The organism is Paenibacillus sp. FSL H8-0260, from assembly GCF_045040625.1.
Lineage (GTDB): Bacteria > Bacillota > Bacilli > Paenibacillales > Paenibacillaceae > Paenibacillus_AQ > Paenibacillus_AQ odorifer.
This window is the reverse complement of sequence record NZ_CP150298.1, coordinates 3,176,431-3,200,582: the sequence shown is the minus strand read 5'-3', so window position 1 is coordinate 3,200,582 and position 24,152 is coordinate 3,176,431. Positions and strand designations below refer to the sequence as shown.

Sequence of the window (24,152 nt, the reverse complement as noted above, 5' to 3'; positions counted from 1 at the left end):
GCTCAAACAAAAGGCTTGATACTCTCTCTAAGTGTGGTAACCGGCCGCTCCATCAGTCTCTCCAGATCTTTTGATGTAGAAGCAGTATCTATCTTCGCTAAAAACGAATAAATCCAATGCTGAATACTTGAATCCTGGCGAAACGTAATTTTTTCCCCTGATAACTCTGATAATACATCAACTAATTCGTTGAAGTCCCAAACATTTGGTGCAGCTAGTTCGTAGACTTGGTTCATATGTCCATTCGTTGTAAGAACCTTTGCCGTAGCTAAAGCGAGGTCCTCACGAGTGACTGAATTAAACTGCCAGTTCCCTGGATAAGTGGGTAGCTCGCCGCTTTCCATCGCTTCCTTCAACCCAAGCACACCCACAAAATCTATGTACAAAGCGTTACGTAGAAACGTATAATCTATCCCTGATTCAAGAATCATCTGCTCAGTTAGTAAATGGACATGATAAGAAGGAATCGGACCTTTGGGTGGAAAGGCAAATCCAGTATAAAGCAGATGCTTCACATTGGTTTTTTTTGCTGCATGAATGACCTGAGCATGCTGATGTAATCTGATCTTATCATCGGTATGAGAGCTGGAGATTAAAAGTAACGTTGTGACCCCAGTAAAAGCTTCAATTAGCGTATCTAACTGGTCATAATCGCCAAAACGGACTTCGAACCCTTTTTCTAAATAATTAACAGCTTTCTCTGGCTGACGAACACAAGCAATAACTTGACTAGCCGGAACGTACTTCTCAAGCTTCTCCATAATTAAGCTGCCTAATTGACCTGTGGCTCCTGTAACCATAATCGACATACATAACACCCTTTCTGTTATTCGAATGTACTCAGTTTTTGTAATAAAAAGATAAGTTGATGAAGCTCCTGATCATTCAGATTCTTCATTCTCTCTGCGACAGCCTGACGATTCTCTGGAAGATGCTCCAGAAGTAATTGCTGGCCTTCAGTCGTAATCGAAATGACGCTTTTTCTGCCATCCTTGGTATCATTCGAACGGGTTATTAATCCATCTCGCTCCAATGGTGTTAACAGCATGCTTATATTAGCTTTGGTAACTCCAATAATGTGAGCCAATGTAGAAGGCAGAATCGCACCTCCCTGTTTAGAGATCTCCACCAAGATACGAATTCTTGCTCCATTCAATCCTTTCGACTGCCAATATTTCTCAGAAACAGAAACTAAATTTGCAGTAGCTTCAACTAATGTAAAAAATGCTTTGGTATGCAATGGCTGATTCAGCACAAACTGTTGTAAATGATCCATATTCTATAATTCAGCTCCAATATAGTTAAGTCCTTAACTAATTTTAAACATACTACACTCCCCATGAGTTGTCAAAAAAAAAGAAGCTGCCTCACCTGGCAGAATAAATCTGCTGATGAAACAGCCTCTAAATAAACTCACCTTAGATTAACACCGTTTTTGTGGAAAGAGGCTCTTCACTGTATTTTTTAGAACCCTCCAGCATAACCTCCAGCTTAATGATCTCCGACCGGCTAGCTAAACGAATTGGGGGTCCCCATGTTCCATATCCTGACGACACCACTACATGCAAATTGTCCTTACGAAGATATCCCCAGTCCAGCTCGAACAAACGTTTAGTGATCCAGTGATTAGGAGCAATCTGTCCTCGGTGCGTATGACCCGAGAGTAGAACGTCTACCCCAGCTTGAGCGGCTACGTCGAAGCCTGTAGGCTGATGATCCATCATAATCACAGGACGTGTAAGATCAAGTCCTTCGAGCAAGGTGCTTACACTTTGTCTGCCACCAGCTTCCATCGTCTCGGCTGTCTTGTCTTTTCGGCCTACAATATACGTTCCTGCGACTTCTTCAACCTCATCTTGCAGGACCTTGATCCCAATACTACTCATCAAATCGGTATATTCCTTAATTGATCCACCATAATATTCGTGATTGCCCAGTACTGCGTAGACACCATAACGAGCTTTTAACTGTTTAATCTGTTCACTCATACTATTGCGGATAAAAGGTTCAATGCTGTCATCCAAGACATCTCCAGCCAGCAAAATCACATCGGGTTGCATCGCGTTCATTTGTGCCACCATTTTTTTGAGATGACGATTGCCCACGATATTCCCTAAGTGCAGGTCTGAAGCAACCGCGATCGTTAATGGCGTGCTGGTGCCAATAGATTTATCAATAGGTATGGAATGTGTGCGGATCACGGTACTCCAGGCGTTGATTGAACCCCAGACCAGAAAGACTGCCAGTAATATCAGAATTGTCCCGCCCGCTTCTGCAATGTAATAGGTACGATTGATTCCTGACCATCCCAGTATCACATATAATAGGTCTGCCAAAGGTAACATAATGATTGCAAATTCCATACACGCTAAATAATACGATCCAATCACTTTAAAGAATCTGGCGATCGGTTTAACCGATTTTGGCCATGGGATCATTCCAATGACATACGCAAAAGCGATCAGCATAAATAATGTCCAGAATACTGCTGACGAAACACCTGAAAACCATTCATGAATAAGTAACCAGCCGTGATAGCCAATGTAGAAATTAACAAGACCCAGAATGAGCAGCATAGCAAATCCTGAAGCTAACATTCGTAATGTTTTCATCGTTTCTCTCCCCTTTACCTAACTACTTCTCTACTTCTTATCTCAAATCATAACACAAACCGTTAACCCAGTATAAACTGCAATGCGGTGTTCGGAAAACATCGGAACTAAAAAAAGAAAATGCCCATCGGCATCTTCTTTGGAGGTTTATCTTATATCGCTTTATCACGTGTGGCCATACATTGACCAATCAGCTTATCGCATTTATTGATGTGATTTATCAGCCAGTCTGTTAACGTTCGATTAAGCTTGATGGTTGAGAGTACGGATACTCCCTTTGTTTTGACCGTTTCTTCCAATTCGAGAACTGCCTTCACGAAATCAGCATGCGTCTGACGATGTTCAGCTAGTTCAGGGAAGTTGATCTCCTCCATCAGTTGCTCTTCATTACTGAAATGTTCAATCGTGTATTCTTTTAAGAATTTCAGTGTTTCCTCAATCTTTTCTTTCCCTTGCTGATTACTGCATGCTTCAAAGAATTCGTTCAATTTCGCTAACAACTGTCTGTGCTGGCAGTCAATTTTTTCTACACCGATATCATATGAATCTTTCCAAGCGATCATGAAATCACCATTCCGTTTCTTGAAAATTACATTTTAATTTTATTTTCCACCTTTCTCCACAAAAGAACTATTAACAACATCACAGGTGCTTATATTCAACCATTAGCTGTACATATGGCACCTACTGATAAATCTCTACTTCATCACGGGTTCGATATGTACAAGTACATTGGAAACTTGGTGCCGGTCTTTTAACTGTTCTTCAATTTCTTCCGTAATATCATGACTCTGCACTACACTTAGCTGAGAATCCACTAGCACAGTTGTGTCTACTAATACGTTATTCCCATGGATACGGGCTTTGATATCTTTTATGGATTGTACACCATCAATTTCTGCCACAGTTTCTTTCATATGTTCAAGCTCTTCCGCATCAAATCCGTCCGTCAGATCATGCGTAGCTTTGCTAAAGATATCCCATGCCGTCTTACAGATAATTAGTCCGACAATGATGGCTGTAAGCGGGTCAAGCCAAGGAACGCCCAAGGAGGAAGCCACAATTCCGATAAAAGCGCCCACGCTAACTATAGCATCTGATCGATTATCCAGTGCTACTGCCCGCATTGCGTTACTGTTAATGGCACGGGCCAGCCTAATATTATACATATAGACAGCCATCATAACTACAGCACAGCCCACTGCCGTCCACGCCGCTATGAGATCAGGACTTTCCAGTGCTGGTTGAATAAATTTGTTCACAGCTTGGTACAAAACTTGAAGCCCTACCGCAATCATAATGAATGAAGCAATTAATGAAGCCACGGTCTCCGCTCTAAAATGCCCGTAGCTGTGGTTCGAATCCGGCGGTCTTCTGGAAATCTTCAGGCCAATTAGTACCGCGATAGAAGCAATAATATCTGTACTGTTATTCAATCCATCTGCAAGCAACGCTTGAGATCCTGAGACCGTACCTATGAACAGCTTGATAGCTGATAAAAAGATATAAGCAACGATGCTTAGCCAAGCTCCTTTTTCGCCTTGTTTAATGTCGTTATAAGTTTCCAAAAAAAGAACCCCCAAAGAATAGTATTGTTCTATACTACACTTTGAGAATCGGGTGGGTCTAGAGAAACAGTGTTGCTACGGGGCGCAATAGTTCCCTCTGTCAAATAGAGTTGCAAGGTCGTAACTGTTTTGCAGGACGCAACATAGTTTGCCCCCGTTCAACTTTGCTTCCATTCTTCTGGAATAGTAACTTTTTGCTATTTTTATTGTCTAATTATAGTAATGACTAATTCAAAGGAGCGTGGAGTGATGATTCAGTCTTTGCCGAAGAAAATTGTTACATGTTTAGCTATAGGGAGTATTTTAATTCCAATAACAAACAGTGGATCAATGTCAGTCATTTCTGCAGAAAAAGCAATTGTAAGCCTAAGTAACACTTATTACAGTGAAGTCACAGCCCCGATCCTAAAACCTGTTTGGTCAGCACAACTCGCCATTTTAAAAAAAGACAGAATCACCGGACAGGACATTACAGCACTCGCGGAAAACGGGAAGATCTTTGCGTTGCAGCGCAATGAAAAATTAACCGCAATGAATGCGGCAACAGGCAAAAAAATATGGGAGTTCGGAAGTGGATTAGCGCCGCTATTCACGTACAGCAATGGATTTATCTACGGTCTAACCCGAAGCGGCTCCCTATATGCCGTTAATGAGGCAGGTAAAAAAGCATGGTCGGCTTCCATAACACTCCCCAAAGCTACAAATATACAGCGTTTAGGATCTACTATTTATGTTACTCAAGAGGAACAATTAGCAGCAGTTGACGCCGTAACCGGAAAGATCAAATGGAAGGCTGTAGAGAAAAGCAATAACTTTACAGGCTTATCAGAGGTCATGGAATCAGACGGGGTCGTTATTCGCAGCTATCTGTCTCAAGGGGCCTTAACAACTGCTGGACTCGCCGCTTATGACAGTCTGACAGGAAAAAAACTATGGGACCAGACCCGGCAGTGGATGCCGTTAGCAGTGAAGGATGGGCTCCTCTACTCTATCACGAATACATTTATGATGGATGATGACCCGGTAAATCGAAAAGTCAAAGTATCCGTGTTCAACATAAAGACAGGTGAATTAAAAGGAGAACGATTATATAAATGGACAGATACCGAGAATAAAGATGGTGTGTACAATTATAATGGGATGAATGGAAACGCGTTTTTGGATGGAAAGGACTTTTACATCTTTCAGGGCAGTAAGTTTGTGAAATATGATTTCTGGAATTATTCTGCAGAGGGTAAACCGGTGCAAACCTGGGCCTCGATGGTTAAAGAAAAAGACTCTCCATTGAACCAAGTTTATCAACAAAGAATGTTATTTCAAAATCAAGATAAAGGTACTTTATCCGCACTTAAGCTAGGAACCGGCCAGCTTGTCGACCTCAATATTGGAGAGAATCCAGTGGTACAGACGGATCTGTTCGGAAACGTGGTTTATAGTGGACAATCTGATGGCCTATTTCACGCTTATGACATGTTAACTCTAAAGCCTATTTTCACTGTGAACACAGGCTCTCGTAACTTTGCCCCTTCCCTTAAAACTGGAGGGATGCTGATGATTCGGACGGATAATAAGCTGCTCGCGATTAAACTTCCTACATCTATAAAATAAAAAAGCCTGATTTCTCAGGCTGTTGGGCTTCAATAACTTATTCAGCCGGAGCTGTAAAAGTACGTGCAGCAAACTCGGCATCCAGCATGTAGAAGGCGTTGCTATCTTTTTCAATTCGTTTCAGTTTACTGATGATGTTGCTAAAGAGTGCTTCTTCTTCTACTTGCTCGTCTATAAACCATTTCAAGAAATAAATCGTCGCATGTTCACGCTCATCCAGAGCAAGGTCAGCCAAATGATAGAACCGTTTAGTGTTCTGCTGTTCATGCGCGAAGGCATGTTCAAAAGCATCTAACATCGAGTTATATTCGTTCTTCGGCTCTGGCAGTGCTTCTAGCGTAGCACGGTTATCCCGGTCGTTAAGGAATTTATAAATCTTCATGGCATGGAACCGTTCTTCTTCGGCTTGAATTAGAAAAAAGTTTGCAAATCCATCCAGACTTTCGCCGGAACAATAAGCAGCCATCGCCAGATAAACATGAGCGGAATAAAACTCGAAATTCATCTGTTCATTAAGTGCTTGTACTAATCCATCTTTCATTGGACCGTCACCTCATTATTCAAATTTAATATGTAAATATTTAAGTTTATCTTATCACCGTGCTTCTAAGTCAGCAAGGATTCCTCTCCCAATATCTAATTTAGCTAACGAAAGGACGACTATTCAGATGATTAGATTCACCCGTCACAGCCTAAAGCCTAAGATTTCCGGTACACTCTTCATTATTGCAGCTATGGTGTCACTGTTCCTCATTGCTGGCTGTTCTAATAGCAGCAGTAATTCACAGTCCGAAGCTACCGATTCACCGACCTCCCAATCCACACCTGCACCAACCACCAGCTTGGCTCCCACCCCCTCAGCAGTCAGCGATCCAATTGCTCTTCAGGTTGCTGAGATGACTTTGGAAGAAAAAATCGGACAAATGCTCCTAGTTGGAATTGATGGAACTGTCCTTGATGAGCAAGCTAAAAAGATGATTACCGAAGACAAAATAGGTGGAATCATCCTCTATAAGGACAATATTAAAAGCCTGAAAGGGATGATCAGTCTTATCAATTCTATGAAAAAGAGTAACACTGGCAACCCTGCCCCACTATTCATGAGTGTTGATCAGGAGGGTGGAAAAGTCAGCCGGATGCCTAAAGAATATGCTACATTCCCTTCTAACGGAACAGTGGGTGCAAGTAATGACGCTGCTGCTGCCGAGAAAATGGGAAAACTGCTCGCAAGAGAAGTACGTTCAGCCGGATTTAATATGAACTTTGCTCCCGTTCTCGATATCAATAGCAATCCAGACAATCCAGTCATCGGAGACCGGTCGTTCGGCAATGCTGCTGACCAAGTCATTCAACTAGGGATTGCCGAAATGAAGGGAATTGAGAGCGAAGGCGTCGTTCCTGTTGTCAAGCATTTCCCAGGACACGGAGATACTTCTGTCGACTCCCATCTGGATCTGCCGATTGTGAACAAAACAGCCGGTCAGCTAGCTGACTTAGAATGGCTCCCCTTCCAAGCAGCCATTAAAGAGGGGACGGACGCCGTAATGGTCGCTCATATTTTGTTTCCAAAATTAGATCCAGACAAACCCGCATCCTTATCGCGTACCATTATTGGTGAACAGCTTCGAGATGAAATGGGCTACCAAGGAATCGTAATTACAGACGATCTAACCATGGGAGCCATTATGAAGAACTACGATCTGACTACAGCAGCAGTAGATACTGTGAATGCAGGTAGTGATATTCTCCTTGTCGCTCACGGCTATGATAATGAAAAACGGGTCATGGACTCCCTCCTGCAAAACGTAAAAAACGGTAAGATTCAAGAAACACGGATTGATGAAAGCGTCTATCGGATCTTAGCCTTAAAAGCCAAATATAACCTTTCCGATGAGCAAATCCCGGTTCCTGATCTTACCGATCTTAATAAAGAGATTAACGTTTGGCGTCAAACGATTGAGAAGTAAATCTAAGCGTTAGTCATTGTTACTGAAGAACAACAACATCTCCAACCTTCAACCCAGAGAGAACCTCTGTTTTGTCCGTAGTTTCCAGACCCACTTCGATGTCTTTTCGTTCATATTGCCCGTCCCCTTTATCCAGCATAACGTAGGAGAGGTCTCCTTCATGCATTACAGCTATGCTGGATACAACGGTGGCATTTTCTTTGCGAACTGTTTCAATTTCTCCGTTTAAGCTTAAACCACCGATCAAATGCTCGTCAGGCTGCAGCGTGATAACCACTTCGAATTGAGGAACCGAACTGGCAGTAGCATTCTGCCCTGAAGCTGTCTTTGCAAATTTCGCTACCTTCGTAACTTCTCCAGATAACTTTAAATCTTTTATAGCTGTCATTTTTACGTCGACCTTCATGCCTGTCTTTATACGGAAGACGTCTTGTTCACCTACAAGAGCAATGAATTCTAGCTTGTTCATATCTACTATTTTTCCGATATATTGATTATCTGTCACTGTCTGTGGAATTTCGCTTGCACTGTCAAATAAGAAAATGCCGGTTGCCGGAGCATAATAAAGTGCTGTTTTGAGTTTGGCTTTTTTCTCTGTTAATTCGCGTGCCTGTATTTCGGCATTGACCTGATTAAGCTCGTCCCCTAGCCGTGTTGCTTCTTGGGCTGTGAGTGCTTTAATCCGTTCTGCTTCAGTTGCACCAAGGGCTGCATTCTCCTCGTCTTGCTGGCTCACAAATGCATTCAGCTCTGCTTCCAGCTTTGCTTTACGGATGGTCGCCTCTTGTGTAGCAATCTCATTCTTCAAGGCTTCCTGATCGAGAGTAAACAGTAAATCACCTTTTTTGACCTGTCCACCATTTTCAACCTTCCACTTTGTCACCTTTGAAGCATATGGAGCATAAACAAGCGTTTCTTTCTCATAATTAGAATTACCTTTAACTTGTATGGAATTGGTAATGGTCTCCTGTGTGACCTCAAAAGTTATGGCTTGCGGGGGTTCAACAGGCTCTAACTGCGCTTCAGGCTTATACATCTTACTATATAGAAAATAACCTGCTGCAATTATAATCAGTACCAATACAATCCACTTGATTCTCCTCTTCATCACTTTGGCTTCCTTTCAACTTAAAAATAGCTAATCCCGTTTAATCGCCGTGAGTGCATTCGTTCTGGATGCACTGATCGCCGGATAAATACCCGATAATACCCCTGTCATTACCGCAAATGCGATCCCTACCGGAAGAGTCATCAGAGGAATATAAATCACCAAAGGCTCGCCTCCACCCATTCCTGAAGAGTTACCGATGAGCTTATTAATTCCTAATACAATCAAGTATGAAAAGGCTATGCCGAGCAGTCCGCCCAACATCCCGAGCAATGCCGCTTCTGTAATGAACATATTGCGGATCTGGCCCATATTGGCGCCCAACACTTTCATAATACCGATCTGCCGTCGTCGTTGATGAGTGGACATAGTCATCGCAACGATAATGGAGATCGAAGCAATAATCAGAATAAATACACCTATACCGAGAGCTGCTTTCTTGACCATGCTGAAGGTATCAGCGAGTGCCTCTTTTTGATACAAATTTGTGCTTGTTGTTAAGGTAAGTTTCTGAATAAGCTTCTCTAGTTCCACGATATTCTCAGTGCTGCCTACCTTTACAATCGCTGAGTTATAGACACCCTTTTGCCCAGCGGTTCCACTCGATAGCTTCATTTGTTCTACAAGCCGCTCGCCAGTCTCTAGTGACACATAGATCTTCTTGTCGTACATAGCCATATCCTCGTTCGTTCCACTCGGGTTGTCGAGGATTCCCACCACTTGAATCGGTGAGCTAACTAACATCCCTCCGGTTTGAGAGGCGGGATCAAAAGACTGTAATTGAACCTGTTGCTTGTACATATCTGTTGGAAGCATGCTTAAGCTGTTGTACTGTTCCATCAACTTATTGTTATATGGATCTGTACTCAGTTGTTCAAAAAGACGCTGCCGAGTTTCGTTATCAATCAGTCCAACGGTTGCACCATAGTTCAGTACAGCCATTCCTACCAAATCAGAAGCTCCGCCTTGTTTGAATTTCTTATCATATTTCGTTAACAAGCGTAGATCCGTTCCAATAAGCTGTACATCTGTTATTTTATTATCGATAGTCAACATCTGTATGTACCCTAGCTCTTGAAAGGGAGCTGCTGCAGTTACATGCCGCAAGCCTTTAATAATCTCCAGCTTTTGTGCTGTCAGCCTGCCGGGATCAAGCTTTTCATTGGCCGCAGACGATCCGCTGCCACCGCTGCCTCCTCCTTGGGAGGGTATTCCTCCGTTGGGAGACACCGTAATTTCATCCATTTTGAAATTGCGGTTGATTTCCCGCTCCGTGTAGCTCTGTGCGGAGTCTCCTATACTTAATGCAACTATGATTGCAGCACATCCAATGGATATGCCAGCCATACAAAGACCTGTGACAACTTTCCGCCGTTTGACCTGTTCCCAAGCCAAGCGGGAAATATCACTAATCCTCAATGAGTATACCCCCTTCGAGTTCAGTATTCGAAGAAGTTTGGTTTTCAGTAATCATATATCCGTCCCGAAGCGTGAATATCCGCTGCATTTGCTCCGCGACTTTTAGCTCGTGAGTTACAACTATGAAGGTGGTCTTCATCTTCTTGTTCAGGTTAAGCAGGATATTGATAATTTCTTCTTCTGTCTTCGAATCTAGGTTTCCGGTTGGTTCATCTGCAAAGATAACAGACGGTTCCGTAATCAAGGAGCGTGCAATACTGACACGCTGCTGCTGTCCGCCAGACAGCTGGGAAGGGAACAAGTCGGCTTTATCAGGAATGCCGACTCCTTCCAACAATGCTAAAGCTTTTTGTTTACGTATAGAGGGTGCAACGGATTGAAAAACCAGCGGCAGCTCTACATTTTCACGGACTGTCATGCTAGTAATCAGCTCATAAGCTTGAAAGATAAACCCGATATTTTTTCTGCGAAATTCCGATAGCTTATTCTCACTCATCTTCACGATATCTTGATCGGCAATATAAATATGGCCTTCAGTAGGCTTCATTAGACCTGCCATCAGATTTAGCATCGTTGACTTACCGGAACCCGAGCTCCCCAGCAGTGCTACCATCTCCCCCTCTTTCACAGAAAAGTCAATTTGATGAAGCACTGCTGTAGTTTCATTACCGTTTTTATAAGAATGCGTTACATTTTCCACTCGCAACATTGGAGCTGCTCCTCTTCGTACAATAATAGATATGAAATGCTATTTCTCAGTTACAACTGCTTTATCAATCTTGATGTTATAAGCTTGACTAGCCAGCTCGATCCGTTCGCCTTGGAATTCATCGTACAGCGTGATCCGATAGGTTCCTCCTGACAAATTCTTATACATATTATTGCTAAAGCTTGCTGTATACGAGTTGTTGGTCCCTTCAAGAATATCGGTGCCGATGTTCAAGCTTCGTTCCTGAGAAAGACCATATGGATCCGTCATTTTGAGGACTAGTTTATGTGTGAAGGTTCCCATATCATAGCTACTGTCACGAAGAAGATTGTAATTCATAACTATATTTATAGAGTCACTGCCTTGTAGTGAGCGTCCTTCTGAACTTAGAACGGACATGGTATACGGATAAATGGCCACCTTCGTCAAATTCTTCTCTGGTGGAGTGGTGACCGGATTTAATGACAGTGAAGCCATATTAATAAATCCTGTGGATTCCTGACCCGGTTCCGTCAGCTTATTCCCAGTAATCCCTGGCCCTAGGAACAGGTTTACATCAGAAGTATTAACGGTCTTCGGAACCTTCGCCCAGAAGGTGATTAATTGCTTACCACCTGGAGTCGCAGACGTATCGGGCTGATTGGCTGTAGCTTCGAATAGCTGACCATCTTCCGTTTTGTAATAAGCTTGGAGGCGTGCCATTTTGCTTTGTCTTTTCTCTTCACTGCTCAGAAGCAGCTCTGTGTATACGAGATTGGAGTTAAGCCCTTCATAAATAATGGTTTTGTTCTCTTGCACTTTAGCGTTCTTTCCTTTACCAGAGATAACATAACTTCCTCCAGTTTCAATTGAAGCAACAGCATTCATCATGCTGTTCGTAGTAACTGACAGGAACGAGCTTTTCTCTTCTTTTACCACAGAATAAAGATCTAATTTTAATTTATCGAACTCTTGTGTATAAGGAATTTTGGCAAACACATAGATTTCAGCATTTTTACCTGGTCCAATCGTTGAAGTTTCCTTATCCATAAACAATTCCGTTGAAGATAACATGTCTTCATTGTCTACCTGAACAGCTCCCTTTAATTCCGGCAGAGACATGGCAATCGTTTGGGTATTCGTAATATTTAATCTGGCAACAACGATATCATCGTCTTTCCATGGAAAACGCTGCAAGGAAACTAAACTATAAGTAAACGTCCCATATTCATTTGTTGCTCTATATTCCATCCCTTTCTGTATATCAGGACGCAAGGTATAGGAGATTGTAAAGTAAGCAACCGGAACAGTTAGTTTAGCTGTGTTGCTCGTAGCGACATTGGTTCCACCAATGCTTCCAGTTCCTGCACCTTCCCCTGTAGTTCCCGTCTCACTATTATCTGGAGCAGAAACAGCCTCAATCATCTGCAATTGCAGTGAATTTTGTTCTACTTCAAGGGGTACCTGTGCGGTAAGCGGGATGATTTTTTCCTCCAGCGGTTTTATGGTTAATCCGCTCAAGCCCTTAGAATTGATCGGAAAGGTTGTCCCAGTTGAGGATTTGACGGCAAGCTCATAAGAAGGTAACGTAACGGCTGTCTTTCCTGTATTCTTCACTCGCAGCTGAAAAGTCCAGAATCCCTTATTGTTCTCTGCGTATACGGTTGCGTTATTTAATTGGGTTTCAACCGTATTGTTATTGATGGCAATTTTCTTGATTACACCTTTGCCAACCACCAAATTTGGTGTTGTAGCCGCAGGCAGCTTGTACGAAGATTTGGCAATCTCCAGCTTCAGCGCCTCATCCTTTTGGGTGAATTGCAGTTTCATATTCTCTGTCTTCATATACGAAGGAATTTCTGTAAGATAATAAATGGTCTTTTTCTCTTGCGGCTGAATTTTATAACTAAGCTGAGATCGGTCAAGGGCCAATTCATACGAGCTTCCCCCTGCCGAGACCAAATATGCTGCGTAACCAGGATCACTTAAGACTTTGCTGCCTTTATTGGTCAAGCTTATGCCCACCTTGGCATAAACCTTTCCACTGTATTTGTAGAGCTCCAAGGATTCACTTTTAGCAACAACCGGAATGTCATTCATTGTAGTACTTACATTTTTACCGTTTACAGCAGTTGGCGAATAGTTGGCGGGTATATTAAAAGTTCCTACTTGCTTGAGATACCCCTTGGTTTTGGAATCCCAAACGTACATTGGAATCTTGATACCTTTTAACGAATTTACCTGGCCGACATTAACATAATATGTAACGCGCAAGCTTTCGTTAGAACCCACTTTTTTCTTAGTAGCGTCCGCACTTAGTGGATTCCCTGGAATAACAGAGCCGCCAGAGGTCATAACTCTCGAAAAATAATACAGCAGGCTAGCACTTTTGTTGCTGCCATTCGAATAGTTAATTGTATAAGTTAAAATATTGCCTCCAGGCTGTGACCAAATATTCACATCTTCCAGTGTAGCTTTGATATTAGCTCCTAAAGAAACGGAACCCAGATTACTAGGAGCTGTTACAGTTGCAGCAGCTACCACCGATTTTGGCTGAACAGAACTAACTGCGGCAGCCGAAGCGGTATGCCCTGTCAACTGGCTTATGACAAAGGTGCTTAAGAGTAAAACAACATATGTACTGCTATGCTTTCTCATTGACTTCCCTCCACGAGTATTTTACTAGAATTATTATAGTGGTTAGCACAGATCCAATTGTATCCATGTTGTAACTCTTACAGGTCTTTTGTAACCTATTTGTTCCAATTTGCATATATTCTGAAAATGATTCTATAATTTCAGTTGATTTTTCAAAGCTGCAATATCAGAAGCGGCAGGCTCGTCTTCTCCGTATCTAACTTTTTCATATATTTCAATCAATTGATCTGCTGCTAAAGAATCATCATCACCCTTACGTTTATGCTTGCTACGATCTCCCCATAGCAAAACATCCCTTTTTGTTTCCTGCGGCGTAAGATAACTTTTCATTTCATAACCGTTATCGCGCTTTATATTAAGCCACCGCCGATAAAGCCAACGGACACGTTCCTGCTCGCCATTCATCTGATCCCAGCGATCCTTACGATGTTTTGAAGGAAGACGAGAGCTCCAGAAATCCTTTAACCCTCGAACGGTTTGTTCCCAAGTAAAGACGCTTTTCTCCTCGTCAAGATATGCTGTATTATTCTTAGGGGTATGTTCCCTACGTAACATCGATAACAATGCATCTATGACTTTCCGCCACTTTTCTCCAGCATTTCTGTACAACCAGAGAAGTGCATAATAGGCTACAAACCCCAATAATACCGCCGCCAAAATATAAAACCCGTATTCTAGTATAATAGCTAGCCAGCCACGCTTTTGCTCGCCAACAGGTGGTAACATCGGCGTTGCTGGCGGCAATTCTGCTGGCGGAGGCTCTGGTTCTTTTGTGCCAGAAAATAACTGATTAATAAAATTGAAAAATGAGCGTAAGAGTCTCCATACCAATGATCCTATAGCTTTACCGACACCTGCCGCTAGTACAGCTGCAATAACTCCAATCACAATGACATATATACGATTATTCCGTTGTATCCCTTTGGGCAGCGTTTCATTCTCTTCAGTAAGTGCGCTGTATCGTATATAGCTGCTATTAGAAATAAGTAAAGTCAGTATTAAATACAGACTGCCGCACCAGGTCAATAACGGCACACTTGGCTCCAATTCAGGAACTCTATGAAACGCTATAGTTGCCACAAAATAGATTATTATACCTATCCAAAACATTCTGAATCTATTATTTCTAGAGTCTACCGTCATCCCTAAGAATGTACATATAATTCCAGCCACACCTAAGGGAAGGCTTTCGATGGATAAACTCCCTGAAGCCACACCTAATAATGCCCCGAGGATTAAGGCGGCAAGTAATTGCTTCCATCTTACATTGCAAAAATTGCGCAAAAGAATGCCTGCTAAAGCTAGTATAGGCAGCGCAATCAACCATATTTGTTCATCTTGTTGGGGCAACAAATAAATCTGAAATAGAACCCAAACCGGTAGAAATAGCAACAATTCAATAATAGACCACAACCAGAGTTTCACTGTTTCCCTTACATAGCCAGACAACGTAAGCTTCATGCGCTCTCTCTCCCTTGTTCCGGAATATCCAGCCATTCCACACCATTGCCTTGCTGCATTAGAAGATCCGTCGCCTTTTGCAATTCTGCTCCCCTATGGCAGCTTATGATTAGAAAGTCTGTGTCACTAATTCCACTCTCAACCTGCAATTCCAATAGTCGACTCATAGGAAGTGTTCTATCCAGCTTCAGCCTTGCCAGGAGCTCTAACATATCTTCGAGCTGAGCCATCGGCTCTGCTTCAATTGGATCTCTTTCGCCAGCATCGTCCAATCTGCCATTACAGATTAATCCGGTCTCAATTCCATGCTGCATTGCGTATTCAGCTATAGTCGCTGCATATCTTATTCCTTGCTCGATTCGTTCCACATCAGTCACCGTTCTCCACATGGAATCACTGTCCTCTATATTCAGACAGATGACGAGCCGGGAATCAGCCGTGTAATCTTTTTTATGAACCTGCATAACACCAGTACGTGCTGTAGCCTTCCAGTTTACCAATCCCATAGAATCTCCTGAGCTATATTCACGAATGCCAGCAGTCAGAAAAGGGTCTTCAACGATCCATCTTTTCACAGGAAGCTCACCCAGCCAGCTATGAATGGGCAATGGAAGCTCGTCTAGATTCAGCAGAACGGGATAGATCAACAACTCTAACTCGAGTGGATATGTTTTGTTTTTTCGAGTCAAACCAAATGGATCTCCCGTTGTCATAGTCACGGATTCCAAACGATATAAACCACGGCGCTCACATGTAACATGATGCCGTCTTTTAATATGACGATAAGATTTTAAATAGAATAAACTAATATGATTCTGAGAGATTTCTCCTGTACTAATCCCAAGATTATCCTGACTTCCAAATTCCAGACCTCTCGCAATACTAGACTCCAATCGGAGCCACGGCAAAGGAAGAAGCTTCGCATTAATGATCTCCTCGATCATCTCAATACGTTCTCCTTCATAAGCAGTCTTACGTGAAAAATAGCGAGAATAACTAAGCGCTTTCAGACCATTCCGTTTATAAATGTCAGCAAGAAGTAACACCAACGCCACTGTAATGAAAATGAACCAAGGCAAAGCCATAGGTCATTCCACCTTTCCGCCTCTTAAGGACGTCACGGGTTCAGCAGGCACCTCAACTTCACGAAGCACTTGCAATACAATATCCGCGGCTTGTCCCTCTCTTGAGCCTAATCCCCGATGAAGCAGCAGACGATGTGCAAGCACGGAAACAGCCACGGCTTTGATATCATCCGGTGTTACATAGGATCTGCCTTGAATAAGTGCATATCCCTGAGCTGATCTAAGCAACGCGCCACTAGCACGTGGACTCGCACCCAGTTTTACTGCCGTAGATTTACGGGTAGCTTCCGTTATCCGTACGATATAACCTAATAAATCATCACTGATGCTTACCGATGCGGCTAAACGCTGTGCGGCTTGAATATCTTGTGCCGTTGCTACTGGAAAAGACTCTTCGAGCGGATTATTCTCACGAAAACGCTGCAAAATATGTATCCCTTCATCAAAGGTAGGATAACCCGTAGTAATCCGCATCAAAAATCGATCTAATTGAGCCTCAGGCAGTGGGAAGGTCCCTTGGTTGTCTATCGGATTCTGAGTAGCAATGACAAGAAACGGTGCCTCTAATCCGTGCGTTACCCCATCGATAGTAATTTGCCGTTCCTCCATACACTCCAGTAGGCTGGATTGGGTTCTAGGGGTTGCACGATTAATTTCGTCAGCCAGCAGTATATTAGCAAATACCGGACCTGGTCTGAACTGAAACTCTCCCGTCTTCTGATTGTAATAGTTGATCCCGCTTAAATCGGAAGGCAATAAATCCGGCGTAAATTGTATGCGCTTAAATGAACAATCCAATGATTTGGCAAGCACCTTTGCCAGCAAGGTTTTACCCGTACCAGGTACATCTTCCAGCAAGACATGTCCATTCGCAAGTAATGCGGTCAGCAGCAGGTCTACTCCCTCCTCTTTTCCTACAATGACTTTGGCGAGATTAGCCCTAATAGATTTGATAAGTTCAGTTACTTCTTGAAGATTCATGTGAATACACCATCCAATCTGAGGATAATTATGTAATAAGTGCTTTAATCATAACAGAAAGCGTACCCGATTTATAATTCACAAAAAAAGCACTGTCCATAATTAGACAGCACCCGTCTTCCATTCGATTTTCATTTCGCAGTCTTATGCCGATATCGAAAGAAGGCTACAATCCCGTAATAGATGGGTATGCTTTCAACGATTAGCCAAATGATCACAATGGCAAAGCTTTTGTAGTGTTCGTAATATCTGCCGACGTCGCGTGAATATAAGTACGCTATTGTCACTGAAGCCAGTGTTAAAAGGGGAACGTAAATTTTTTTACTATTAGTATTAAACAAACCTGCTACACATTTTGAAGCTATATAGATAAGGAAAGCGCTGTGAATAAACATCGAAGACGACCATATTCCAATCAAAAGCGGGTCTGTATTACCTAATAAATTATCTTCTTTCGAACTACGCACCATCTCAAGAAAAGGATATTGGAGTTGCTGGCCTAAATGTGGACCAAAACTCATCATTGTCAATAACCATCCTATTAAGACCGTAATTGAAACATAGAACTGCGCAAATACTAATCTTTTTATCATTTTCGCTTCAATTTTTAAATCAGGTGCAATGAACAAAAGGACAATCCATTCTCCAAACCATGACATGACCACAATAGAATCTTTCAGGGCGATTCCAGGATCATGATAATGAAAGAAAGCAGGTACCATATTAAAGTCCGCGTTTGGAAGGAATAAATTAAATAAAATGATCACGGTAATAAAGAAAATAATAAATAATCCATCGGCCATATATGTAATTGTTGCAAATCCTAGACTTGCCGTGTACATGATCACCAGACCAACGACACACTGGATAAATAGAGGTGGAGTTCCTCTTAAATAATTCGAGCCGAAAAATAGTACGAAATTCTCTATATCAAAAGAAACATAATAAACACACCAGCATAGTAGGAGCAGAATCATAAATTTATGTGGCCATTTGCCAATGATCTCTTTTCCAAAGTGAACCCAAGCTTGATTAGGTCGCAGCTTACCAACATAGATTGTAAACCACAATAATATCAATCCTAATAAGGAGCCAACGATTAATGCAATCCAGCCTTGATAAGAGGAAGTAGCAATAATAGCTGGTATCAAAAAAATGGTGGTTTGTGAGCTAAAAAAAATGGTGATAAACCGGAACAGCTGCCACTTTGTTGTACGCATAACTTCTCCTTCCTCAGTTCTTTATTTTGCTGTTCCAAAATCCACAATCCGAAAGTCCGTCTTCACCTTAATATCTGCCTCATGAGCGTAGTAATTATCCCAACGTTCTCTTAATTGCTTCCAAAGTTTCGGATCATTCCATTCCAGCAACATGCCGAGCTGTAGAACATCCGCACCTGCTTTTTGGGATAAACGTATAGCTTCGGTCAGATTAGCAGTTACTTTATCGCTTAGTTTCTCTGTAATGATATTACTGATCTCTTCTAGATTTCTTTTCTTAGGATCCCTTAAATAAATCACACTAGCTTTTCCCTTTAATTTCACTGTAAAAACCGGACCCTTATCCGTTATTTTTACTTTTTTTGAAGATTTGGTGCTAACAAATACAACACTTGCTGCACTTTCTCCACCATCCCAGGTAACAGAATAAACCGACAGCTTAAGCTTGCCTGCAGCCCATGCCAATGCCCTCCCCTCTTTAAGCTTTAGTATTCCCTTCATTTTCTCATTCTGAAACAACATAGCTCCTTGAATGCCTGCCCAATATTGCGGTTTACCTTCTTTTGTAGTTTCCTCTTTTTTACCAAATGAAAGATTATTTATAGCAAATCCAACGCCCGATGCCTCAGCGTATATGCAGTCCTTAATTGTAGTCGAAAACATGTATTTTTCTGTTCCAAAGCTCCTCAGTACATCAGAAGGTAATTGTTCATAGATAGGTGTTAATGTATTCATCTCTTTTGCACTGCCGGGACTAGCCATAACATAGGTTCCAAGGGGTAGACTTGGCTCTCTTCTGATCCATAATAGGAGTTCACCAATCCCTTGTTCTGCATAAGCTTTCCCTAAGACAATTATTTTCAATTGGGAAAGACTAAGTTGACGTGTCAGATCTTTTTGAACTAGTAACATGGCGTCTGCGATCGTATCTGCGGTCTTAGAAACTGTAGAATAACTATTCCCATCACCGCCACCACTAGAGGGCTGGCTTCCCGAGTTGAGACGATTGGGCAAAGGAGAGTTAATCGTAATTTCAACGGTGCCTGCTTCTTTGCCTACATCTATAAATAAGCCGTACACAAAGGTTAATTCGTCCAGTTCCACCTTTGAAGACCAACAGCCTGTTAAATTTAGGAGTAGAAGTATAACAACTCCTATCTTTAGAGTTCTCATTTTTGATTCTGTCTCCTTAGATTCCTGTTGCTATAAAGTTTGCTGCGTTTCTTCATATAGTTAGAGGGAAAGCGAGATAACGTGTCCTTCCAATCTTCTAACACCAAAGGGGCAACGGGTTGTAAATACGGTGAGCCTAACGGTCTAAGATTAGCTAAATGCCCGTAAATCAAAAAAGCTGTAATATATACCCCGAGCAATCCCATTGTTCCTCCCATAATCAATAAAGGGAAACGAAGTAAGCGAAAAGTCAGACCGAGCTCATAATGGGGAATAATGTAGGTGGCAATTCCTGTAATGGAAACAACAATAACCATAGGAGCGGATACAATTCCCGCTTGCACCGCAGCCTGACCGATGACTATACCCCCAATAATAGAAACAGTCTGACCCACAGGCTTTGGTATTCGGGTTCCAGCTTCTCTAAGGGCTTCAAAGGTAAGTTCCATAATCAAAGCCTCAGTCAATGCTGAGAAAGGAATGTTCTCTCTGGCAGATGCTATTGTAATTAACAGGTTTGAGGGAATGATCTGAGGATGAAAGGTTGTAATCGCAACATAAAGCGATGGAAGAATCATCGATATGATGGAGAACACAAATCGAACGATTCGAATCCAGCTTGCGGCATAGAAGCTTTGATAATAATCCTCAGAGGATTGTAGCATTGTAAAAAAAGAGGTAGGGGCAATCATTGCAGTGGGTGTGCCATCCTGTAATATTCCGATCCGGCCTTCCATTAAAGAAGCTGCCACCGAGTCGGGGCGTTCTGTATATTGAAATACCGGAAATGGTGTCAAGTTCCCCTTCCGTAATTGTTCCGATATATAACTAATGCCCAATATGCCATCAATATCTATTTCATTTAGTTGCTTTTCAATTTCAGCAAGAACTTCTTTTTTATAAAGTCCTTCAATATATACAACATACACATCAGTTTTTGTATATTTACCAATCGTATAATGAATAGTCTTTAGATCCGGATGTTTAATTTTGTGTCGGAGCAGGGACAGATTTGTTTCAATATCTTCAATAAATGCTTCTTGTGGTCCAATCACCACAAGTTCATTTTGTGATTCCGTAACCGATCTTTTCTGATATTGCGTGATCTCAAAATAATAAACATAAGGAAGCTCTTCAAAATAAAGCACTACTTTTCCAGCGACAATCAAATCCACAGCCTTGTTTATGTCAAACTCCTTAAGATACGGGATGGGAAAAACAGCTCCTCGATCCAGTCGTTCTAAAAAATCCGGCCATTTGTGCTCTGAATTTGCTTCATTTTTTAGCGGCAATGCAATATCTTTATGAAGACTCAGGGAATTTACGATGAATGGGATATAGATCAAGTCACAGGAATGCCCATGAAGGCGAATGTTTTGAAAAACTGCATCACTAGATCCTTCCAGTTGTTCTTTTATTGTTTCAATAGTTCCAGACATCTGCAGACTACCTCCAAAATTGTGACTTGTTAATCTGGCTTAGTTTGCCAACGTGATGGAAGGTTTATACTTAAAACAAACCAAATAGGCACAAATCCGGTATAGTACCGGACTCATGCCCATCAAAATATCGAATAAAATGACCTATCTAATCCTACAGAGTCAATTAAATAAGGAGCTCAAACCCCTAGCTTTCAAATCACGGAAAAGTTGCACCAATATTAGTTCCGCTAGGTGTTCCAGATCCGGTTAGATCGCTACCCCCAGTTAATTTGAGGAAACTGCCCAGACTAAAAGAACCATCTGCATTTCGCACCACTGAAGGTGTAAGACTTACAAAATCAGCGGCACTGGCCACCAAACCCTTGGCATTGGTACTTGCATTACTTTTCCACCACACATTAGTACTTAGAATATCGGTTCCACTTGTTTTGTCACTCGATCCTCCAGCAAAAGACAAGTTGTTCGTAAATTGGTGAGTACCGGCATCAAAAGCAAAGTTACTCTGTCCGTTACTCCAAGAAGTATTATTTGTTAGTTGAATGGAACCTGGATTACTATTGTAAGTGAATCCGTGTTTTTTATTTTGAAATGCTATGCTATTCAGCACAATATGGTTTACTGCAATTTTTTCACCACCTAGTTTGAATCCATTCCCATCACTGTTTTCCGTTGAATTTCCATCTGAGGTCTGTCCGTTCTTATAGGAGATACTATTCTTGATCGTCACCACTCCGATGGGGCCTGTTTCTGATTTACTGTAAAGATCCCAGCCGTCATCTGTATTCCATGCAGCTATACATTTATCGAATACGTTACCAGGACCTATGGTCAGCTTAGCAGCAAAACCATCAGCGTCTTCCCCGTTATCCGGATCATAATTATCATGAGAATACACTCCAATGATCTGATTATAGCTCGGCCATTGACTCATGCTGGTCAGTGATGAAGCATAACGGCTGATTTGCAGTCCCGAATCCCGATTATGGTGGGTTTCAACATTCTCAATAATGTTATAGTTCCCGCCAATAAAGATCCCATTGTCTCCTGAGCCTCTTATCTCTAATCCTTTTACCTTCCAGTAGTTACCGTATATCTGCAAACCACGTTGAGCTGGGTCAAATGGCTGGGCGTAAAAATCCAGTATAGGCTTCTCAGTCCCATATGCAGCGATGTTCTTTCGTAAGTTAGAGCTTCCGCTATTATCTTGTCCAACAATTATTGTTGAAGAATACGTGTAAACCCCTCCACGCATATAGATGGTTTCCCCGGGGGCTACCTTCGTAATCGCTGAGGCCAGTGTGGTTGGACTACCAAATGTTCCTGTGTTGCTGTCCAGACCATTAGGGGCTACATAAATTGAGCCTGCAACTGGTGTTGCTGTTGGAGTAGCCGTAGGAGCTACCGTTGGTGCAATTGTTGGAGCTATAGTAGGCGTTGGTGTCGGAGTGCCCGTGGTGATATCGGTGACATTGATATTGTCGAACTTCGCTGCTGTCTTATAAGCTACAAGTCCTATACCTCCTGCTGTCAAAATGTTATCGTGTGCATTTAGCTGTAAAACATCATTAACATACATTTTAAGCGAATCTCCACTAAGCTCTAGCCTAACTGTATAGGCAGTCCCTGTAGTTATAGGAAAATCAGTTTTACTAGCCAGTGTTGAACTTGAACCATTCACTTTTTTTCGTATTTCAAGCGTCCCACCATTACTGTTAGACAGAGATGCAGCATAATAGTTATTTCCGTCAACATAGCGCCCGCACACATAAGTTCGATTAGTCCCATTGAAATCATCAATCTTCACATCAGCTTGAACGCTGTAATCTGTCCACGTGTAGCTACCGGAGAACGAACGTCCTTCGTTTTGACTGGATTGGTAATACACATGATTGCCACCTTCTTCAACTACAGACCAAGTTCCTGTTGTACTCGTCCAATTGTCGGCATTTTCATTCTCAAAATCATTACTGAAGATATTTGCTGCCTGTGCGGTAGGGTTACTCCATACCAAATTACCTAGAACCAGCGAAGTTGTAAGCGTAACCATAATTCCGAATGAAAATCTTCTTTTTAGTTTCACGTGAACATCTTCCTCCTTGTTTTCTAATTTAAATAAAAACCGAGGGCATTCCTCCAATCTTATGTCATCTATAACTCCAGCCTAATCTCAACTATAATTAATATTTTGAAGTTGTACAGCTACTTTATGCCCATATTATTACATTTATTTAAATTAATATAAAAAAACACCCTCGATCTTACTCGAGAGTGCCTTTATCTTTACCCTTAGCTTTGAATTAACGGTTTCAAAACCTTCAGGGAAGCCTGCAATTGCTCCGAACATTGTTCATACATTTTTTTAGCTTTTTCGTTATCTGTTGATAAACTGAACATCTCTAAATCAGCTTCACATTTTTTCAGCAAAGCATATAATTGAGGCTTATCCTGCGGCTGTGGGACTTTAAAGTTATCGGCATACAAATCGACAGTCAGCTCACCATAAGAATCAACTTGTCCAAGAAAAACATTCTCAACCGTAAAACCCATTTTCTCAAGGGCTCCATCCAGCCAGCTTCGCGTCAGGTTTAGGGTGTCTAATGGTTTGTCGAGCACTTTACCATCCATAATGACAACTTGCGACTCTTTCTCCGGGGCAACCTTTATACCCAATTGATTAGGGGTTACCGGCTGATATTCACTCTTGAGTAAAACATTTATGGCTCCATCAGATTCCATAATCGCAAATTCCACTTCCGATATATTGAAAACGTCTTTTTTGCGTAATTCCTCCAGCAGCTCATCTGTGGTTAAACGTTCTTTTTTCATATGATCTTCGAGTATTTTTCCGTCCTTAATTAGTACGGTGGACTTGAAATCAATAAAGTCTCTTGCTTTTTTACTCTTCATCTGAAGATATTCGATCCCTAAAGAACAAGCCACCCATACAATCAGTGCAATGAGCCCTAAATGCCATAACTTATCCGTATCCAAAGAAATGTAAGCGGCTAAGCTGCCGACGGTTATCCCCGTAATATACTCGAAGAACGAGAGCTGTGATACTTGTCTCTTTCCCAGTAATTTTGTTAAAAAGAAAAGTACAACCACAGCAAAGAGCGTTCGAACTACAACCTCCAACCACTCCGGCATTACAAATACCCTCCT

19 protein-coding genes and 1 pseudogene are annotated in these 24,152 nt (G+C 41.9%); 2 read left to right on the top strand and 18 right to left on the bottom strand.

Annotation, left to right across the window (positions count from 1 at the left end):
• Positions 1-2: 2 nt before the first annotated feature.
• The 5 genes from MHI51_RS14295 to MHI51_RS14275 all read right to left on the bottom strand — a co-directional run bounded on the left by MHI51_RS14295 (position 3) and on the right by MHI51_RS14275 (position 4,180).
• Positions 3-809: an NmrA family NAD(P)-binding protein gene (locus tag MHI51_RS14295; RefSeq protein WP_405173976.1), complete on the bottom strand. Its 807-nt coding sequence runs from the start codon at positions 807-809 to the stop codon at positions 3-5.
• A gap of 17 nt (positions 810-826) precedes the next feature.
• Positions 827-1,276, bottom strand: coding sequence for a MarR family winged helix-turn-helix transcriptional regulator (locus MHI51_RS14290; protein ID WP_076129332.1), 450 nt, complete (start codon positions 1,274-1,276; stop codon positions 827-829).
• A 142-nt stretch (positions 1,277-1,418) separates the two neighbouring features.
• The gene (locus MHI51_RS14285; RefSeq protein WP_341002458.1) at positions 1,419-2,612 is read right to left on the bottom strand and encodes a metallophosphoesterase; all 1,194 of its coding nucleotides are present in this window, start codon (positions 2,610-2,612) and stop codon (positions 1,419-1,421) included.
• Positions 2,613-2,764: 152 nt separating this feature from the next.
• Positions 2,765-3,175 carry a bacteriohemerythrin gene (locus MHI51_RS14280; RefSeq protein WP_051491008.1) on the bottom strand — a complete coding sequence of 137 codons (411 nt, stop codon included), beginning with the start codon at positions 3,173-3,175 and terminating at the stop codon, positions 2,765-2,767.
• 135 nt (positions 3,176-3,310) lie between these two features.
• Positions 3,311-4,180, bottom strand: coding sequence for a cation diffusion facilitator family transporter (locus tag MHI51_RS14275; protein ID WP_076129330.1), 870 nt, complete (start codon positions 4,178-4,180; stop codon positions 3,311-3,313).
• 249 nt (positions 4,181-4,429) lie between these two features.
• Here MHI51_RS14275 and MHI51_RS14270 point away from each other — a divergent pair, with 249 nt between their 5' ends.
• The gene (locus MHI51_RS14270; RefSeq protein ID WP_076275700.1) at positions 4,430-5,788 is read left to right on the top strand and encodes a PQQ-binding-like beta-propeller repeat protein; all 1,359 of its coding nucleotides are present in this window, start codon (positions 4,430-4,432) and stop codon (positions 5,786-5,788) included.
• A gap of 37 nt (positions 5,789-5,825) precedes the next feature.
• Here MHI51_RS14270 and MHI51_RS14265 read toward each other — a convergent pair whose 3' ends face one another.
• Complete coding sequence (locus MHI51_RS14265) at positions 5,826-6,329, bottom strand: ferritin (RefSeq protein ID WP_076129328.1); 504 nt, start codon at positions 6,327-6,329, stop codon at positions 5,826-5,828.
• A 127-nt stretch (positions 6,330-6,456) separates the two neighbouring features.
• Here MHI51_RS14265 and nagZ point away from each other — a divergent pair, with 127 nt between their 5' ends.
• Positions 6,457-7,755, top strand: coding sequence for a beta-N-acetylhexosaminidase (gene nagZ / locus MHI51_RS14260; protein WP_076275701.1), 1,299 nt, complete (start codon positions 6,457-6,459; stop codon positions 7,753-7,755).
• Positions 7,756-7,774: 19 nt separating this feature from the next.
• Here the strand turns inward: nagZ and MHI51_RS14255 are convergent, their stop codons facing one another.
• From MHI51_RS14255 to MHI51_RS14200, 12 genes and pseudogenes are all read right to left on the bottom strand, one after another.
• Positions 7,775-8,863: an efflux RND transporter periplasmic adaptor subunit gene (locus MHI51_RS14255; RefSeq protein ID WP_076129326.1), complete on the bottom strand. Its 1,089-nt coding sequence runs from the start codon at positions 8,861-8,863 to the stop codon at positions 7,775-7,777.
• Between the two features lie 30 nt (positions 8,864-8,893).
• Positions 8,894-10,282, bottom strand: a complete 1,389-nt coding sequence (locus MHI51_RS14250) for an ABC transporter permease (protein ID WP_405173975.1) — start codon at positions 10,280-10,282, stop codon at positions 8,894-8,896.
• Complete coding sequence (locus tag MHI51_RS14245; protein ID WP_076275702.1) at positions 10,272-10,991, bottom strand: ABC transporter ATP-binding protein; 720 nt, start codon at positions 10,989-10,991, stop codon at positions 10,272-10,274. Before MHI51_RS14245 ends, MHI51_RS14250 begins: the two co-directional genes overlap by 11 nt.
• Positions 10,992-11,030: 39 nt before the next feature.
• A complete protein-coding gene (locus MHI51_RS14240) occupies positions 11,031-13,628 on the bottom strand; it encodes a hypothetical protein (protein WP_405173974.1) in 2,598 nt (865 codons plus the stop codon).
• Positions 13,629-13,760: 132 nt separating this feature from the next.
• On the bottom strand, positions 13,761-15,089 hold the full coding sequence (locus MHI51_RS14235) for a hypothetical protein (RefSeq protein ID WP_076217907.1): 1,329 nt from the start codon (positions 15,087-15,089) through the stop codon (positions 13,761-13,763).
• On the bottom strand, positions 15,086-16,174 hold the full coding sequence (locus tag MHI51_RS14230; protein ID WP_076217908.1) for a DUF58 domain-containing protein: 1,089 nt from the start codon (positions 16,172-16,174) through the stop codon (positions 15,086-15,088). Before MHI51_RS14230 ends, MHI51_RS14235 begins: the two co-directional genes overlap by 4 nt.
• Positions 16,175-16,177: 3 nt before the next feature.
• Positions 16,178-17,155 (bottom strand): MoxR family ATPase, encoded by a 978-nt coding sequence (locus tag MHI51_RS14225; protein ID WP_076217909.1) that lies wholly within the window; start codon positions 17,153-17,155, stop codon positions 16,178-16,180.
• 131 nt (positions 17,156-17,286) lie between these two features.
• Positions 17,287-18,375, bottom strand: a complete 1,089-nt coding sequence (locus tag MHI51_RS14220; protein WP_076217910.1) for a GerAB/ArcD/ProY family transporter — start codon at positions 18,373-18,375, stop codon at positions 17,287-17,289.
• 21 nt (positions 18,376-18,396) lie between these two features.
• Positions 18,397-19,548, bottom strand: coding sequence for a Ger(x)C family spore germination protein (locus MHI51_RS14215; RefSeq protein WP_076217911.1), 1,152 nt, complete (start codon positions 19,546-19,548; stop codon positions 18,397-18,399).
• Positions 19,545-20,987: a spore germination protein gene (locus tag MHI51_RS14210; protein WP_405173973.1), complete on the bottom strand. Its 1,443-nt coding sequence runs from the start codon at positions 20,985-20,987 to the stop codon at positions 19,545-19,547. The genes MHI51_RS14215 and MHI51_RS14210 overlap by 4 nt, the downstream gene beginning before the upstream one ends.
• Before the next feature lie 199 nt (positions 20,988-21,186).
• Positions 21,187-22,365: pseudogene (locus MHI51_RS14205) on the bottom strand (right-handed parallel beta-helix repeat-containing protein); the annotation flags it as partial.
• 911 nt (positions 22,366-23,276) lie between these two features.
• Entirely contained in the window at positions 23,277-24,137 is an 861-nt protein-coding gene (locus MHI51_RS14200; protein WP_076217913.1) for a DUF421 domain-containing protein, read from the bottom strand.
• Positions 24,138-24,152 lie beyond the last annotated feature (15 nt).